We start from the raw sequence: 15,817 nt of genomic DNA, 5'->3' as shown, positions 1-15,817 counted from the left end.
CAAACAACTCGTATATAAATTTATTTTTTAGATATGCCATTGTAGTGAAGCATGTCGAAGACTCAAGCCAATAATTTACCGCGATTTCACGTTAAATGTTACAAGAAATTAAAAAATCCCGGACATATAGATTGATCGACTGCATTTGCGCTATACAATAAGCCTTCCAGCTTGTTCTATTTTGATCGGATTTAATCTATGTCACACACTATCACACTTTATGTTGATGGCGCCTGTCGCGGCAACCCGGGTTTAGGCGGCTGGGGTGCGTACATTGTTAATGGCCAACAAGAACACAAAATTTATGGCGGTGAAGATCATACTACCAATAACCGCATGGAACTGACGGCTGCGATTGAAGGGATTCTGTTCTGTGACAAGCAAGACAAACTGGTGATCTATACCGATTCCAAGTATGTCAAACAAGGCATTACCGAATGGATTCACGGCTGGAAAAAGAAAAACTGGAAAGACGTCAAAAATCCGGATCTGTGGCAAAAACTCGATGAAGTCTGTCAGGGACGTGACATCGAATGGCACTGGGTCAAAGGTCATGCTGGACATCCGGGCAATGAAATGGCCGATCAGTTGGCCAATCTGGGTGCTGATGAAACCCTGAAAAAATCCAAGCAAAGCCCTTCAATGTCTGAAGATAAAAAAAAATCTGAACCCGACTGGTTGCTAGACGATCCATTTGGTCTTGATCTGGCCGATAGTGAAGAAGAGCTGGAAGATCTACCGGAAGAAATCATCGAAGTGACTGTTGAAGAAATTACCCAGACTGAAGTTTTAGCAACGGACAGCAATAAAGATGCTTCATCTTTAGAAGCATCTACCTCGACTGAGCTACATCCGCAAATTGTCATTACACCAGCAAAGCTACAGCTGCATGGCCCACGACAACTGATTCTGGATACTGAAACTACCGGTTTTTATTATCAGGATGGTGACCGGATTATTGAAGTCGGCGCGCTGGAAATGATTAACCGTAAACTGACCGGCAGCTCGATTCATATTTATATCAATCCGAAAACACCGGTCGGTGATTCTGTCAATGTCCACGGGATCACCGACGAATTCCTGCAAGACAAACCGCTGTTTGAAGAAATTTCTCAAGTGCTGTTTGACTATTTACACGGCGCGGAAATTATTGCGCATAACGCGACCTTCGATATGAACTTCCTGGATATGGAATTCAAGCGCGCAGGTTTTAAAGCGCTCTCCGAGGTTTGTGAAGTCACCGACACCTTGGCACTGGCCAAGTCCAAGCATCCTGGACAGAAAAACTCGCTGGATGCCTTAGTGCGCCGTTACGAGATTCCACAACGCGACCGTACCTTCCACGGTGCCTTGCTCGATGCAGAGATCCTGTCCGATGTTTATCTGGCCATGACCGGTGGACAGGTGTCTTTTGATATCGATGCCCTGTCTCAGTCTGAAGACCAGAATAGCCGCTCAGGGATGGCCAGAGTTGAAATTGAATTGCCGGTGATTCTTCCGTCAGAACAGGAATTGCAGGAACATGAGAATTGGGTCAAACAATTCGAAGAAAAACATGGAACTGCTTGCCTTTTCGCGAAATAAAATCTACATTTCCGGGGATACTTTAGGTTTAAAACTATCGTTCTTCAGTTATAGTAAATACAAAGAGGCCCCGCAGTTTAAAGCGGGGCTCATATATAGATAATACTCCAGGAAAGGTGCAGATCATGTCTTACCAAACCTCTATACATTTTGATCCAACAGCTTTACTGATAATAAAAAATGAGGTTGATAACTCGATCAAGTTAGTCGAATCAGCAGTAAGCACCTTGGTAGAAGACCAGACCTTACCTTTTGGTATTGATGATGCATTAAATCAGTTCGAACAATGCGCCCAGGTTCTGGCACTCATCGACATGTCCAGTCTGGCAAAAGTCGCTCAATATTCAGCAGAATTAATGCGCAAGATTATGGGGAATCCGGCGCAGGTCAATACTCAAGAAGTGATCGCCTTGAGTGAAGGCACCACCATGCTGAAACGCTATATCGAATTTATCTGCCTGCGTGAAGTAAAAATTCCACAGTTTTTGCTGGATACCCTGAACCGTCTGGAACTGGCTTTGGGTAAACCACTGACGACTGAAGGCCAGCATGTAGAAGGTTTATTGGATTGCGTCACCCCTGATTTTTCGTTGCCACAGGCACCAAGTCTGGAAAAATCCCAATATGTACATCGCCTGTATAAGCTGTCACTAAACAAGCTGATCAATCAGGAAGAAAGTGAACTGGATCTGCAAGCCATCAAACTGGTAGGTGCTTATCTGGCTGGACTTTCAGAACAACATGACAGCAAGCAGTACTGGAATCTGGTCTATGTCGCGTTGAACAATATTGATCACCTGCTGATTAATGAGCCACGCCTACGCACATTGGTGAGCATTGAACGTAACATGGCACAGTATTTTAGCTCGGCAGACAGTTTCAAGGCTTCGCTGGCTGATCTGGCCAATGTGCTCAGCCTGTGTATCAGTCAGGAAGATGAAACTGCGCAATCTATCCGTAGCCAGCTCAATGTGGGCGATGACCTGCTGACCGATATGCAATTACAGGTCTTCAGTCGCCATCTGTATGGCCCAGACTTTGAAACCATGCATACCATCAGCGAATTGGTGACCACGGAAATGGCGCAAATTCGTAATGACATCGAGTTCAACTATCAGAACATGACGCCTGAAAAGACTCAGGAACTGCAGGCACAACTGAATAATCTGGCGAATATCTTCAAGGTATTGAACCTGAATGAAGCCTATCATGACCTGACTCGTCAGGCCGCTTCACTGAGCCAGCCGGAGATGATGCAGGATGCCAGCTTTGCCGAGCAGTTGATGAATGTGATTCTGTCTGCCATGAACTCGATTGGAGTGCTGGAACGTCATCATACTTCGAGCCGCTTGCAGCTGCGCGTCAACAACATGAATATTTCTCTGGACCGTCTGGATGAAGCACACGCTGCTTTACTCACAGAAACCAAGGCCCTGATCGAGCTTTCTAGCCAGATTCTCAGCAATTACCTGCAAGATCATGACTTGACTGCCCTCGAACCTGTTCATGTACAGTTTTGCGAGATTGGCGGCGCGATGCTGTTCCTGAATGCAGAACATGTTCGTACTGCGTTCACCACCACTGCAGAATTCATCAAGAACCGTATTGATCTGTCGATTGCATTAAGTCCGGAAGAAATTCATCGTGCTTTAGACACCCTGGCCAGTGCCGACATGATGATTGATAACTTAAAGAACAAACAGCCTGTATTACAGGCGATGTTTCAGGTAGCATTGGACAGTAGTGAGAAACTCAAAATAGTTGCCTAATGTCCAAATTATCACTTGCTTATATTTTTCAACAACAGCAACTGCTGGTCGATCAACACTTTCAACTTCCACGGGTTGAAGCCTTAGCAAGTGATTTGCTACTCCACACGGGTGATCAGGTGATTGCCCGTGATCTTCTTCCCGATGAGCCGATTCCTGCAGGCTTGCAACTGGTTCCCATCCGTCAGCTGTTACAGTTCTGGAATACCCAGCAATTCGAACAGGCCAGCCGCGCAGTACAACTTTTAGAATGGCGTCGTAACCATAAGTTCTGTAGTCATTGCGGTACAGCGACTGAAGCGCATGCTGTTGAATATGCCATGGTCTGCCCATCCTGCAACTACCGGCAATATCCACGGGTACAGCCTTGCGTTATTACCGTCATTACCCGAGGCAAAGACGAGATTTTACTGGCCCAAAACGCGCGCAATACCAAAAGTCAGATGTATGGCCTGATTGCCGGTTTCGTTGAAGTGGGTGAAACCCTAGAAGATGCAGTACGTCGTGAAACGCTGGAAGAAGTCGGTCTGCATCTCAAAAATATCCAGTATCTGGCCAGCCAGCCCTGGCCTTTCCCAAGTAACCTGATGATTGCCTTCAAGGCAGAATATGCTGGTGGTGAGCTACAGCTGCAGGAAGAAGAAATTAGCGATGCGCAATTCTTTAAATTCGATCAGCTGCCTGAAATTCCGTTTAAAGGCAGTATTGCCCATGCCATGATCATGCATGTGACTCAAGGTACAGTAGTCGCAGATGATACCAAGACCTGGCTATAAATCTGCATTCGAAAGATTTAGCTCAACGGCTTAAAAAAGAATCCAGTGGATGTTCTCCCCTGGATTCTTTTTTGGTGGTGTTTCAAAAAGTATGCTGACATTAAATGAAGCCATTATTGATGTAAAAAAAGGTTAAGTCGAAAGCTTTAAAATGGTTTTCAATCTTTTTTGAAAAATTACAACTCCTTCTAAAACCGCGCCTAATTCGATGCCTTATTTTGCAATTATTACCTTCAATACCTACAGTAAAAAATTTACCAATACTTTGCTTGCAGTTTTTAAAAGCAGTTATGAAACTGTCCCAATGATCACTTGCAATTCGGGTGTAGTGAATACCTAATTGTTTAAGCTTTGTCTTCAATCGTTGAACTGTAGCTAAGTCTCTTTTACCCCAAACATAAGCAACAATCTCACCTGTTTCTCGATGGTAGGCGTAAATAAGCCATTGTTTATTATTTTTATTTCCCACAAAAGTCCAAAACTCATCAACTTCAAGAGACTCATAATGACTTTGTTTAGGCTGAATTTGGTAGGTCGATTCGGTTAAAGTACGTAAAACTTTACCGATACTGATTCGCTCAACTTCAGCGATATCTCGTATACCACTACCTCTGACCATCAACTGTAATATTTTTCGAGTAATGCCTGAATTACATCCTAGATAGCTCAGAGCATGGTCACCAATAAACTGACGTTTACAGTCTTTGCACTGATAGTTTTGTTTCCCATCTACTTTGATGCCATTTTTCTTTATACTGTCACTGAGGCAGGTTGGACATTTGATTTCTAGAGTTATTCGCATTTCTCTATTTTATCAAAATTCAACCTGCTTTGTTTCAGCATACTTTTGAAACACCACCTCTTTTTTATCTATTGCTTAGTTAAACCAAATATCAGTCTCAGGATTTAAATGCATCCTCGAGCGCCCAAAGCACCTGTGCCTTGGTCTGGAAAAACTGGCTAAACAAACTGGAGAGTGAACCCACAATCGTAATATGACCAAGTTTCGGAATTTGAATCAGATGGCTATGATTGCCCTTCTCTTTCAGTACACGGTCCAAATCCTGGCTATTGAAATGCCCAACAATCTTGTCTTTTTCGGCAATAAACAGATAATGCCGGATTGAGCTATTTTTAACAAAATAATAAGGCATCACCTGCTGATAAGGCACCGCCTGATCAAATGCATCGGCACAGATCGGATCATTTTTGTAATCAAAATGATAAGGCCCCGCCAGACCAATAATCGCCCGAATTTGACCGTGGTCAATACTGGCAGATTGCGGATGGTACAAGGCAGACATGACATTAAAGGCCCCGGCAGAATGTCCCATCAGGACCAGATTATCAGCACAGATCTGCAAGTGCTTAGCCGACTGCTGCAAATGATTCAGTAACAAATGCAGATCATGAATATAAGTTGGGAAAATATGTTGTGGTGCCAGATGATAATTCATTACCACCACGTCATAACCTTCTTTGGCAAAAGCCTCGCCAATAAACTGATAATCCTTTTTATCGCCATGTAACCAGGCACCGCCATGCACAAACACAATCAGGGGACGATGTGGCAAAGGCTGCTGACTCCGAAACAGGTCAAAGCGTTGCCGGGATTTCAAGCCATAGGCCAATTGGGTTTCGACTGTGTAACCTTGTTTCGGAGTTAAACGATTTAAAGCATAACTACCAAAATCGTATAACCGGAAATCTTGATAGTGCTGTTGAAACTGCAAAATACGCTGTGAGAGTTGGGTTTTAAACTGGCCGACCTTATGGTTCATAGGTCGGTTCAACCGTATCAGGATCAATCGCCACTGGCGTCTGTTCAATACCCGGCTGCGCATATGCCGGTGCGGCAAAGTTTTGGTTAGCCAGGCTTGAATATTGCTCAACATTATCAATCAAGGTCACAATTTTAGTGACATTACCCACCTGTTGTAACACCTGATTCAGGTCAGCAATCTCGGCACCATTTAAACGACCCATCACATACAGTACGCCATCTTCAGTATGCACATGCACTTTACTATCCGCTACCACAGTCGCTTTCATGATCAAGCCACGGGTATTTGCAGTCACCGCAGTATCCTGCATGATGGTGCTATAGCTGATCTGATTGCCGACAGTAATAAAATTATGTACCGCTTTGACATCACTCATGGATTTGACATTATCTTCAGCCAGTTGCTTTAAATGGGCATCCGGCACCTGACCGGTCAACAAGACATTGCCATGGAAACTTTCAATATTGACCCGGGCCTGCTTAAAGCGCGAATCCAATTTATAAAGATTAATTTTTGCAGTACGGACAATTGAGGAATCAATAAATACCTGCCCCAAGGTACGCGCCCCACTTTCAGTTCCGACAGGAGCCGTACCTGTGCCGCTGGAAATAAAACTTGCACAACCTGATAAACTTGCGACACACAGCATTGTTATTGCAATACGCTTAACCACTCAGCAAGACTCCTTCATTTTATTACGTCTTTTTCAATCTAATAATCTGTTTTCAAGCTCAGATCATGTCAATTCTGCTTGAACTTTACAATGATCTTGAAGCAAATATAAGCATCTTTAGACCTTATTTTGTTCAAAGGTTAATAAACTCTTGATCAAAAGTAAAAGCATTTTCAATCCATTCCAGATCATAAGGGTATTGCGAAAAGTCATGCTGTATGGTTTTTGCAAATTGCTGTTTAAAATCAAAACAAATCACGTCAAAACGATAGTAATAGTGTGCAAATTGTGGATTTTTCTGAATAAAGCACATCGCAGTCTTGAGCATCTTTCCCTGTTTTGCTCTGGAAATCGACTCGATCGCTTGCGCATATCGGGTTTGCGCACGTGCTTTGACTTCCACAAAGACCAGTTCCTGATCACGCACCAGAATCAGATCCAGCTCGCCATAGCGACTGTGATAATTGGCGGTCAGGAACTGAAATCCATGGTTTTGCATCAATTGGGCCGCTTGCTGCTCCGCCCATGCACCTAATTGCTGTCGCAGCATTACTCTTTCGCTCATAGTAGCTTGACGCCTGTGCCACTGTACTGGAAACATTCTGGACTACGCTGAATGCTGTGTTCACTGATCTGTATCCGGCCAGTTCTACCCTGAAATTCAATATGCTGCAAATGCGGTTGTGACAGGTACTGCTGGGTGATCTGCCAGGCATCGCCACCGAAGGCAATCAGGCGCTGATAGGACATATCCACCGGCTCTTTGGCATAGGCCTGTAGAACATCCGGCCAGTCAGCCAGATAAAGCACAGGTACATCACAGAACTTGATTCCTCGTGGCGGTTTATGCTGTTCGCTAATCGTATTGGCCACGGTATACATCCGTTTATGGCTTAATTCAGGTATGGCAGCCAGCCCTTCTGCATTGCCGAGGTATAACAGCCCTTGTTTTGGCATTAAAAAAATGGGCGCCTTGTTCACGATCTTGAATTTCAGATCACTTTGACTGAACAATGACATCAGCAACAGTTCATACTCGGCTTCACTGCCCGGCTGGCGTAAAATCAGCAGCTGTTGAATTCCATCTTTGTGCAATAAGGTTTTTAAGGCAGCGGCATCTTCTTTTTTGGACAGGCTGAATTGCCAGACTTGGGGTGATGACCCTGCTACATCATTCAGGCTGAGGGTACGTACTTTAGGTTTGCTCCTAAGTAGTTGTTCTACATCGCTACGCGCCAATGGACCCACCACCATTTTGGTTTTTTTATTGACATGCTGCTTCAGTAGCTGGGAGATATTTTTCTGATTGGAATTGACCCATTTTAATGGAACTTTCTGCCCGGAAGTAGCATAAGCACTGAGAAAACCCTGTTTGATACTCGATGCAGCTCGCGCCAAAGGCCCGGATTCGGGTAGAATGATCAGCACTTCTGCTTGTACGCTGCTGATGGAGCTGACTAAACACAAGCCCAATATTTTATTTTTCATCTTCCATTTTTTATTATTCAATTTATTCCACATGGAGAAACCTATGAGTGCTCAGTTATTTGTTGTTGCGACTCCAATCGGGCACTTAGATGATATTAGTTATCGTGCACTTCAGGTGTTAAAGTCGGTGAGTCTTATTGCTGCCGAGGATACACGAACTTCAGCACAATTGCTTAAACACTTTAATATTCAAACACCTCTGACTGCCTGTCATGAGCATAATGAAAGCAACAAGATTGATCAGCTGATCCAGCGCCTGCTCAATGGCGAAGATATGGCCCTGATCAGTGATGCTGGCACTCCCTTGATCAGCGACCCTGGTTTTAAATTTGTCCGTGCTGCACAAGCGCATAATATTCGCGTGATTCCTGTACCTGGTGCTTGTGCGGCTATTGCTGCCTTAAGTGCTGTTGGCTTGCCGAGTGACCGCTTCAGCTTTGAAGGTTTTCTGCCATCCAGACAAAGTCAGCGCCTGCTGAATCTGGAAAAACTGAAAGATGAAACCCAGACTTTAATTTTCTATGAAGCACCGCACCGGATTCTGGAGTCCGTTAAAGATATGGCCAGCGTTTTCGGAGCAGATCGCCCGGTCGGTTTTGCGCGTGAGATTACCAAGACTTTTGAAACTATCAAGAAAATGACCTTGGGTGAGCTGGTCGAATTCATTAGCAATGATCACAATCAGCAAAAAGGCGAAATTGTTTTGGTGATTGGCGGTGCCACCGAAGAAAAAGATCTGGATCAGGAAAAACTGGATAAATTATTGAACCGCTTATTACAAGATCTTTCGGTCAAAGCAGCATCACAGTTGGCAGCAGATTTAACGGGTATTAAAAAGAAAATCGCTTATCAACGTGCTTTAGAACTGACTTCGGCAAACGATTAATGGTTCAAAATTTTCTATCACGTTTTGATTTGCAAAAAAAACACCACAATTGATGTGGTGTTTTTTATAAGAGGCAAGTTAATCAATAACTTATTCTTTAGCTACTGATTCATCTGCCGGGACTTCAACAATACGACCACCACTGGCAAGGAAAGCCGCAATCTCGTCTTCAAGTGCTTGACGCTTTTTCAGCTTTGCAGTGACGGTCAAAGTTTCAGCTTCTACAAGATCGGTATCACTGACGACCTCTGTGCTATCGACCGCGCCTTTTTCAGCGGCTTTTGCTTCATCATCGTCAACAATTGAATCTTCAACGTCGTCATCATAATCATTCATGTCTGTCATTTGCATCTCCCCAAAAATGGCCCTCGCTTGGTATTCCAAGTCAGGTATCGAATTAAGTGAAATTTAGCAATCTCTTCGACCTTCGCCTAGTACCAAACATCAAAAAATCGTATCTTTTTTAAACAAAATCGTTACTCTTTATTGGTGTTTGTTTAAAAAATTTACATTTCTGTCTTAAGCTGCGTAGCGTGTGTCTTTAAGTAAACCCAGACCATTGGCTTGCGCCATAAATGCATCTTTCAACATGGGCTGATTTTCTACCTGTTTCAGGCCGAAATTGCGTGCCCAAACCATCGGGAAGAATAATGTGGTTTCCATCCAGCCAATCGCAGACATGCTGTGCATCATGGCATCGTTTTGACCTTTACGGCGATGCTCATAGCGTTTTAGGGTCTGTTCATGCGCCCATACGCCACGCGCATGATCATGCAGCAAAACATCACAAAGTACCGCAGCATCCAGACAGCCAATATTCACCCCTTGACCTGCTAGTGGATGAATGACATGTGCGGCATCTCCAATCAGTGCTAAACCATCTTGAACGTATTGCTGGGCGGCGCGGGCTTTTAAAGGGAAAGTGGCACGTGGTGTCGCCTGCAATACTTCACCCAGCATATGCTGGCTTTCACGGGTCAATAGCTGGGTAAACTCAGCATCTGACAACGCTGCATATTCTTCGGCATAATCCTCTGGCAAGGTCCAGACAATCGATTGCCAGTGTCCCTGCTCTTCCGGATTAAGGCTGGCCATAGGTAGAAAAGCCAATGGACCGGTTTCGAGAAAAATCTGACGTGCCATATGCTGATGAGGCTGTGCAGTTTTAATGGCACAACTGATGCCCGCCTGTTTATAGTCCAGTACATCAATATCGATAAACGCTTGCTCACGGACAAAGGAGTTTGCACCATCTGCGCCAATCACTAGTTTAGTTTGGAGTTGTGTACCATCAACCAGATGAATGACCCACACACCGACGCCACGTTCGATGCGGCTGACTTTGACCTGTGTTCTATAATCTTGAATATCTTCAAGCATCTTTTGCTGAATGGCCAGATTCAAAATGCTTGGTTCCACCATCGAGCCTAAAGCCTGTTCTACCGAAGGTATTTTTGCAGAAGGCTGGCCAAAATTGATTTCGCCATAGCCATTTTTATTCCAGACCTGCATGCTGGTATAAGGCTGCTGACGTGCTAAATTTTCCCAGACACCCACCGTTTTCAACAGGTGAATGGTTGCCTGACTTAAAGCCAAGACACGCGGATTGGCCACACACAAAGTTTTATTTGCATACAGAATTGGTGCTGCATCCAGAACTGTAGGCTGCACACCACCTTGAGCTAACAGAAGCGCTGTAAGTCCACCAACCAGCCCACCACCAATAATGACGACGTCTAATATTTCGTTAGTTTGATTTAAGCTCATGCTTTTAACCCCATGGCATAATTTGCAACGAGTGGCTTGATGCCAGGAATCGTATCAAAAGCGATTAAACCTGTATTACGCATCAGCTTTAAAAATGGATTCTGGTTACTAAAGCCACGTACCACTGAATCACAGAACTTGATCACACGCTGCTGGTCACTGAGACGAGATTTTTCATAGTCTTGTAATATTCCAGCATCGCCCAAGTCTGCGCCTTGTACCTGCTGTTCTTTCAGGTAACGCACCAATACATGCGCATCACGCATACATAGGTTAAAACCCTGACCAGCGACCGGATGAATCGTATGGGCAGCATTGCCCATCAATACGACACGGCCAACAGCCTGTTTTTCGGCTAACACTTGAGACAATGGAAAACTGAACCGTTTTCCGGTTTTCTGGAATTTTCCGGCACGATCGCCATACGTTTCCTGCAAGGCATCCAGAAAATGCTGGTCATTTTCATCTCCCAGCCATTCTCCTTCAGTACCTTTTTTCACTGGCCAGACCACTGAACGACGATACTCACCCGGTAGTGGTAAAAGTGCCAAAGGCCCTAAATGGCTGAAACGCTCAAAGCCCACATGAGCATGTGGCTTTGAAGTTTGTACTGTGGTCACAATCGCAACCTGATCATAATCATGTTCTGACGCACCAATACCCAAGGCTTTACGGCAGAAAGAATCCCGCCCATCGGCGGCAATAACCAGTTTGGACTGTAATTTTAGTGACGATTCACCACGCTGAGCTTCGATATAAGCAAAGTCTGTATCTTGGATAAGGGATGTCACTTGAACATCATCAATCAGTTCAATCAATGGCTCTTTTTTGACTTGGGTCAGCAGTACACGACCGAGCCAAGCATTTTCAATGACCTGACCAAAGCTTTCGACTTTTTCCTGTTCGGCTTTCAGTCGAGCCTTACCAAAACTGCCCTGTTCGGTAATATTCACTTCCAGAATTGGGGTAGCATGTTCTTGCAAGGCATTCCAAAGTCCAAGCTCCTGATAGATCTGCACGCTACGGCGTGACAAGGCACTGTTACGTGCATCAAAACTGGAATGATATGGCGCAAGATTTTCATCATCATAATTTGGGTATTTAATGGCTTCCAACAGTTTGACTGCAATATTGATTTTCGCCAACATCAATGCGAGGCTTAAGCCGACCATACCACCACCGACAATGATGACTTCTTGTTGCATGCTTACTTCCTTATCTGTTTATTCGCATCTATGGCGAATTACATAAAACGTATACTGGTTTTATCTTACCTCAAGGCTTTAAATTTTTATAATGATTCGTTTTATTTAGTTTTCTCCATGATGATCCAGCCTATATTGAAAAACCAAGACATCGCGCTTTTCAGTCCCCAACTTCGGCAATATAGTATAGGCATTGATCCGTTCAACGATTTCAAACCCTGTCTTTAAAAGCACTTGGTGGCCTGTATATGTTCTGCATCACAGAAAGTATCTAGTGATTTAAATGTAAGATATTGTCTAAAATACTGAATCACCGCTTTCATCGCCTCAAGCATATAGCCCTGCCCCTGAAATCGAGGACCAAGTCCGAAATGAATTTCAAGGCTGTTATTTTGCTGTTGAATAATCGTTAGTAACCCGATTGCCAGATGACTTTTTCGCTCAGCAATCACCCACGAAAATCCTTCACTCGGTTGCTGCCAATAACTTAACGCCCATTTCTGCAACATTTTTTGAGTCTGACTGACTATTGTATGCACCTGCCGTTGTAAATATTTTGATGCTTCAACGTTGCCACAATATTCTTGGAATAATGAGATTTCATCTCCGACTTTATATGCTCTTAACTCCAACCAAGTTGTCTTTAATTCAGCAACTAAAATATTTATACTCACTTTTATCAACTCGGCATTAAAAAACGGAATGTTATTATTTCATTTGGCACTTATACGATTCGATCGCAAACCTAGTCAAATTGGTATAACTCGATCTACTCGCTTCGCACAATTTTGAATACATACTGATGCTCGTAGATCCTGAATGATAAAATTGTGAATCAAGCCATTTATAAATGAGCTGATATTCACTTTCAGTAGCAGGAGGCCCATTTACAATCACTATTCTTTTCTTATTTTAAGATAATTGTATAAATATAACTCGATCTTTGAGCTAACAGATATTTTAAAAAAATTTATCCAACCATGTACAATCTAATCTTATTTGTATGATAGTGATCATCAATCTTTAGCTAGGCATTGTTGTAGATCTGGGGATGGTTCTATTAATAACGTATAAACACCCAATAAAAAACCCCGGAAATCTACCGAGGTTTCTTCATCTTCCACACTATTTCTATCCTCTCGGCAAGTTACTCGAAGACATGAATCCTATCTTGCAAGAAACTCGCCCAAGAAGAGTAGCTTAACGCACAATATTGGTATGATGATCTGTGTGGTGTACTGTTTTACCCAACTTCGTTCCTGTATAAATCAGGTACAATGCCGACAAACCAACCAATACATAAACAATTCGAGATAAGGCGCTCATATCACCAAAGATTGCAGCGACCAAATTAAAATCGAATGCACCAATTAAACCCCAATTAATGCCACCAATGATTGTTAAAGCATAAGCAATCCAGTCAATCGTATTTAATCTCATAAGTGTTCTCCTGCTGTTATTTAAGTTTATTTAAGGATCAGAGAAAGTATGAGAATCTCAGCGCATTTAATATGTAGCTTTGATGCTAAAAACAGATTTTCTGTGTTGACTTCCTGTCACTTTTTAAGCTGTAAATTTTACTTAGGTTAGTTTTATTTGACTTGTTCGAGATAAACGTAAGCTAAGTCACTTTTTGATCGATTCGATATAGCTAGGAATTCTTATTTAAAACGATATAGAAATGTCATAAAAAAAGCCGATCTCGCGACCGGCTTTCTGTATTTTTTCAAATTAAGCAGCGCGGGCTTTCGCCATCAATGCTTCAATCTCTTCTACCGTTTTGACAACTTTCGCAGTTAAAACCAGCGGGCCATTTGCAGTGGCTACCACATCATCTTCAATCCTGATACCAATTCCACGCCATTTGGCATCGACTGTTTCATCATCAGACGCGATGTAAAGACCCGGCTCAACGGTCATGACCATGCCCTCTTCATACGAGCGCCATTCACCATCAACCTTATAAGCACCGACATCATGCACATCCATACCGAGCCAATGCCCCGTACCGTGCATGTAGAACTGACGAAAAGCTTCTTTTTCTATAATCTCGTCGATATTACCCTGCATCAAGCCAAGATCGAGCAAACCCTGCACCAAAATACGCACTGCAACATTGTGAGGTTCTTTATACGAGTTACCAATTTGCACGGCATTGATCGCAGCGATTTGAGCATCTAGTACTACGTTATATAAGGCTTTCTGTTCCGGACTGAATTTACCATTTACCGGAAAGGTACGGGTAATGTCTGAAGCATAGAACTGATATTCAGCTGCGGCATCAATCAGGACTAAATCGCCATCTTTCAGTTTTTTGTCATTTTCTACATAATGCAGGATGCAGGCATTCTCACCGCCACCGACAATACTGTTATAAGCCGGAACACCGCCATTTTTGCCAAAGACATAATTCAGCTCGGCTTCCAGCACATATTCCATCATACCCGGACGTACTGCTAGCATCGCTTGCGTATGTGCATCAGCAGAAATATCGGAAGCAATCTGCATCAGTTCGATTTCATTTGCATCTTTATGCAGACGCATTTCATCAACAATACGATCCAGCTGAATGACTTGCGCTGGCGCAGAAGTACCACGACGGCTTTCACCACTTGCAGTTGCAATCCATTTGGCGACACGTGCATCAAACTCTGCATGCTGTCCAATGCGATAAAACAACTGATCTTTATTTTGTAACTTTTCTAAGATTTCTTCATCCAGCAAATCAATCGCATAGGCTTCATCTGCATCATAATCCTGAATAGCCCCATCAATACCCGCGCGGTAGCCATTCCAGATTTCCATTTCACGGTTGCGTTCACGACAGAACAAACTGTAGCTATAGCCTTCTTCTTCAGTGTCAAAGGTTTCAATCACAGCCACAGCTTCAGGTTCCGCAAATCCAGTTAAATAGAAGAAACTACTGTCGGCGCGGTATTTATAATCTGCATCACGGTTACGCATAGCTACCGGACTGGTCGTGATAATGGCGATACTGCGTAAACCAATTTCCCCTGCGAGGATTGCGCGACGCTCCTCAAAAACTGCCTGTGTCAATTTCTTCATTACACCTTACTTCTTATCGATCAATACTTGTATTTAGAATATAGTCTTGAAATCAGACTATAGATTTCACTGTAAACAGCAAAATATATGCCTGATTTCAAGCAGGTGATGACTCACCTCAGCATTTCATCAGCTTGGACGTTTAGGCGAGAAAATCTCGACTACACTTTGCGCTTCTGTAGTAGCGACTTTAGGCTGATTTTTTTGACTAAATTGCTGTAAGAGGGGCGTTTCTTCAACTTCGACCTTTTTACGCCCTAAAGACAGACTGACAGGAATCAGCCGCACAAATTCGTACAATTCCTGATAGCTTTCTTCACCTTCGGCATCATCGTCCGAGTCTTCAAATTCAACTGCGGCTACATCTTGTAAATGTTCAATCAGTTCAACTTCATCCTGACGGATATGCCCTGAAGCCAGTCCGAAACCTAAGACCACGCCGGCACACCAGTCCGCCAGAGCCTGTACACGTTCTGAAAGCACATGCTCATCATCAGGCAGCAAAGGTAAATAATCCAGCTCATCTTCAGACAATGCATGGGACACATCTTCAGCTTCGCCCGTCAACAACTCTAATGCTTCGGCATCCAGTTCAGGTACATCCAGTGTTTCTAAAATCTGTAACCACTCTTCACTGCTTGGCGCCTGGGTGACACACACAATGCCCGTGAGCAAACCATGTAGTTCGCTAGGGCTAGAAATTTCCTCAATTGAAGAAAAATTGCGGTGCCATTCGGTCCAACCTGAAATATCGTCTTGCATTCGTTTATCCAATCTTTATACTGCTTATATATTACCTTTGTTTGCAACACTGTGCGA

The 15,817-nt window shown here is 43.5% G+C and carries 16 protein-coding genes; 4 read left to right on the top strand and 12 right to left on the bottom strand.

Annotated elements, in window-relative coordinates; genetic code table 11:
• Positions 1-198: 198 nt before the first annotated feature.
• The 3 genes from dnaQ to nudC all read left to right on the top strand — a co-directional run bounded on the left by dnaQ (position 199) and on the right by nudC (position 4,129).
• The gene (gene dnaQ / locus HGD77_RS05020; RefSeq protein WP_138742709.1) at positions 199-1,584 is read left to right on the top strand and encodes a DNA polymerase III subunit epsilon; all 1,386 of its coding nucleotides are present in this window, start codon (positions 199-201) and stop codon (positions 1,582-1,584) included.
• Between the two features lie 125 nt (positions 1,585-1,709).
• A complete protein-coding gene (locus HGD77_RS05015; protein ID WP_168730724.1) occupies positions 1,710-3,353 on the top strand; it encodes a chemotaxis protein in 1,644 nt (547 codons plus the stop codon).
• Complete coding sequence (nudC, locus tag HGD77_RS05010) at positions 3,353-4,129, top strand: NAD(+) diphosphatase (RefSeq protein WP_138742711.1); 777 nt, start codon at positions 3,353-3,355, stop codon at positions 4,127-4,129. The genes HGD77_RS05015 and nudC overlap by 1 nt, the downstream gene beginning before the upstream one ends.
• A 100-nt stretch (positions 4,130-4,229) precedes the next feature.
• Here the strand turns inward: nudC and HGD77_RS05005 are convergent, their stop codons facing one another.
• The 5 genes from HGD77_RS05005 to HGD77_RS04985 form a co-directional block, all read right to left on the bottom strand.
• The gene (locus tag HGD77_RS05005) at positions 4,230-4,931 is read right to left on the bottom strand and encodes an IS1-like element ISPa14 family transposase (protein WP_001223318.1); all 702 of its coding nucleotides are present in this window, start codon (positions 4,929-4,931) and stop codon (positions 4,230-4,232) included.
• 97 nt (positions 4,932-5,028) lie between these two features.
• Positions 5,029-5,910 (bottom strand): alpha/beta hydrolase, encoded by an 882-nt coding sequence (locus tag HGD77_RS05000; protein ID WP_138742656.1) that lies wholly within the window; start codon positions 5,908-5,910, stop codon positions 5,029-5,031.
• Entirely contained in the window at positions 5,900-6,586 is a 687-nt protein-coding gene (locus HGD77_RS04995) for a BON domain-containing protein (protein WP_004279522.1), read from the bottom strand. The genes HGD77_RS05000 and HGD77_RS04995 overlap by 11 nt, the downstream gene beginning before the upstream one ends.
• A 133-nt stretch (positions 6,587-6,719) precedes the next feature.
• On the bottom strand, positions 6,720-7,136 hold the full coding sequence (locus HGD77_RS04990; RefSeq protein WP_138742677.1) for a YraN family protein: 417 nt from the start codon (positions 7,134-7,136) through the stop codon (positions 6,720-6,722).
• Between the two features lie 11 nt (positions 7,137-7,147).
• Positions 7,148-8,107, bottom strand: a complete 960-nt coding sequence (locus tag HGD77_RS04985; RefSeq protein WP_138742657.1) for a penicillin-binding protein activator — start codon at positions 8,105-8,107, stop codon at positions 7,148-7,150.
• A 10-nt stretch (positions 8,108-8,117) separates the two neighbouring features.
• Between HGD77_RS04985 and rsmI the strand changes: the two genes are divergently transcribed.
• Positions 8,118-8,960, top strand: a complete 843-nt coding sequence (gene rsmI / locus HGD77_RS04980) for a 16S rRNA (cytidine(1402)-2'-O)-methyltransferase (protein WP_138742658.1) — start codon at positions 8,118-8,120, stop codon at positions 8,958-8,960.
• 90 nt (positions 8,961-9,050) lie between these two features.
• Here the strand turns inward: rsmI and HGD77_RS04975 are convergent, their stop codons facing one another.
• From HGD77_RS04975 to HGD77_RS04945, 7 genes are all read right to left on the bottom strand, one after another.
• Positions 9,051-9,305 (bottom strand): hypothetical protein, encoded by a 255-nt coding sequence (locus HGD77_RS04975; protein WP_004646359.1) that lies wholly within the window; start codon positions 9,303-9,305, stop codon positions 9,051-9,053.
• A gap of 174 nt (positions 9,306-9,479) precedes the next feature.
• Positions 9,480-10,727: an FAD-dependent monooxygenase gene (locus tag HGD77_RS04970; RefSeq protein ID WP_138742659.1), complete on the bottom strand. Its 1,248-nt coding sequence runs from the start codon at positions 10,725-10,727 to the stop codon at positions 9,480-9,482.
• Positions 10,724-11,932 carry a 2-octaprenyl-6-methoxyphenyl hydroxylase gene (gene ubiH, locus HGD77_RS04965; protein ID WP_138742660.1) on the bottom strand — a complete coding sequence of 403 codons (1,209 nt, stop codon included), beginning with the start codon at positions 11,930-11,932 and terminating at the stop codon, positions 10,724-10,726. The genes HGD77_RS04970 and ubiH overlap by 4 nt, the downstream gene beginning before the upstream one ends.
• 224 nt (positions 11,933-12,156) lie before the next feature.
• Positions 12,157-12,606 carry a GNAT family N-acetyltransferase gene (locus HGD77_RS04960; protein ID WP_005267020.1) on the bottom strand — a complete coding sequence of 150 codons (450 nt, stop codon included), beginning with the start codon at positions 12,604-12,606 and terminating at the stop codon, positions 12,157-12,159.
• Positions 12,607-13,132: 526 nt separating this feature from the next.
• Positions 13,133-13,372, bottom strand: a complete 240-nt coding sequence (locus HGD77_RS04955) for a DUF378 domain-containing protein (RefSeq protein WP_004279510.1) — start codon at positions 13,370-13,372, stop codon at positions 13,133-13,135.
• Between the two features lie 291 nt (positions 13,373-13,663).
• Positions 13,664-14,998 carry a Xaa-Pro aminopeptidase gene (gene pepP / locus HGD77_RS04950; protein ID WP_138742661.1) on the bottom strand — a complete coding sequence of 445 codons (1,335 nt, stop codon included), beginning with the start codon at positions 14,996-14,998 and terminating at the stop codon, positions 13,664-13,666.
• 129 nt (positions 14,999-15,127) lie between these two features.
• Positions 15,128-15,760 carry a UPF0149 family protein gene (locus HGD77_RS04945; protein WP_138742662.1) on the bottom strand — a complete coding sequence of 211 codons (633 nt, stop codon included), beginning with the start codon at positions 15,758-15,760 and terminating at the stop codon, positions 15,128-15,130.
• Positions 15,761-15,817: the final 57 nt, after the last annotated feature.

This window comes from Acinetobacter sp. NEB149, assembly GCF_012516415.1.
Classification (GTDB): domain Bacteria; phylum Pseudomonadota; class Gammaproteobacteria; order Pseudomonadales; family Moraxellaceae; genus Acinetobacter; species Acinetobacter lwoffii_V.
Note: the sequence above shows the minus strand (reverse complement) of the source record. Positions and strands in the feature narration are given on the sequence as shown.

Coding starts and splice junctions, on each gene's coding strand:
- rsmI (WP_138742658.1), top strand. CDS start 8,118: ATGAGTGCTCAGTTATTTGTTGTTGCGACTCCAATCGGGCACTTAGAT.
- HGD77_RS04945 (WP_138742662.1), bottom strand. CDS start 15,760: ATGCAAGACGATATTTCAGGTTGGACCGAATGGCACCGCAATTTTTCT.
- nudC (WP_138742711.1), top strand. CDS start 3,353: ATGTCCAAATTATCACTTGCTTATATTTTTCAACAACAGCAACTGCTG.
- HGD77_RS05015 (WP_168730724.1), top strand. CDS start 1,710: ATGTCTTACCAAACCTCTATACATTTTGATCCAACAGCTTTACTGATA.
- ubiH (WP_138742660.1), bottom strand. CDS start 11,932: ATGCAACAAGAAGTCATCATTGTCGGTGGTGGTATGGTCGGCTTAAGC.
- HGD77_RS05000 (WP_138742656.1), bottom strand. CDS start 5,910: ATGAACCATAAGGTCGGCCAGTTTAAAACCCAACTCTCACAGCGTATT.
- HGD77_RS04990 (WP_138742677.1), bottom strand. CDS start 7,136: ATGCTGCGACAGCAATTAGGTGCATGGGCGGAGCAGCAAGCGGCCCAA.
- pepP (WP_138742661.1), bottom strand. CDS start 14,998: ATGAAGAAATTGACACAGGCAGTTTTTGAGGAGCGTCGCGCAATCCTC.
- HGD77_RS04985 (WP_138742657.1), bottom strand. CDS start 8,107: ATGTGGAATAAATTGAATAATAAAAAATGGAAGATGAAAAATAAAATA.
- HGD77_RS04955 (WP_004279510.1), bottom strand. CDS start 13,372: ATGAGATTAAATACGATTGACTGGATTGCTTATGCTTTAACAATCATT.
- HGD77_RS04975 (WP_004646359.1), bottom strand. CDS start 9,305: ATGACAGACATGAATGATTATGATGACGACGTTGAAGATTCAATTGTT.
- dnaQ (WP_138742709.1), top strand. CDS start 199: ATGTCACACACTATCACACTTTATGTTGATGGCGCCTGTCGCGGCAAC.
- HGD77_RS04970 (WP_138742659.1), bottom strand. CDS start 10,727: ATGAGCTTAAATCAAACTAACGAAATATTAGACGTCGTCATTATTGGT.
- HGD77_RS05005 (WP_001223318.1), bottom strand. CDS start 4,931: ATGCGAATAACTCTAGAAATCAAATGTCCAACCTGCCTCAGTGACAGT.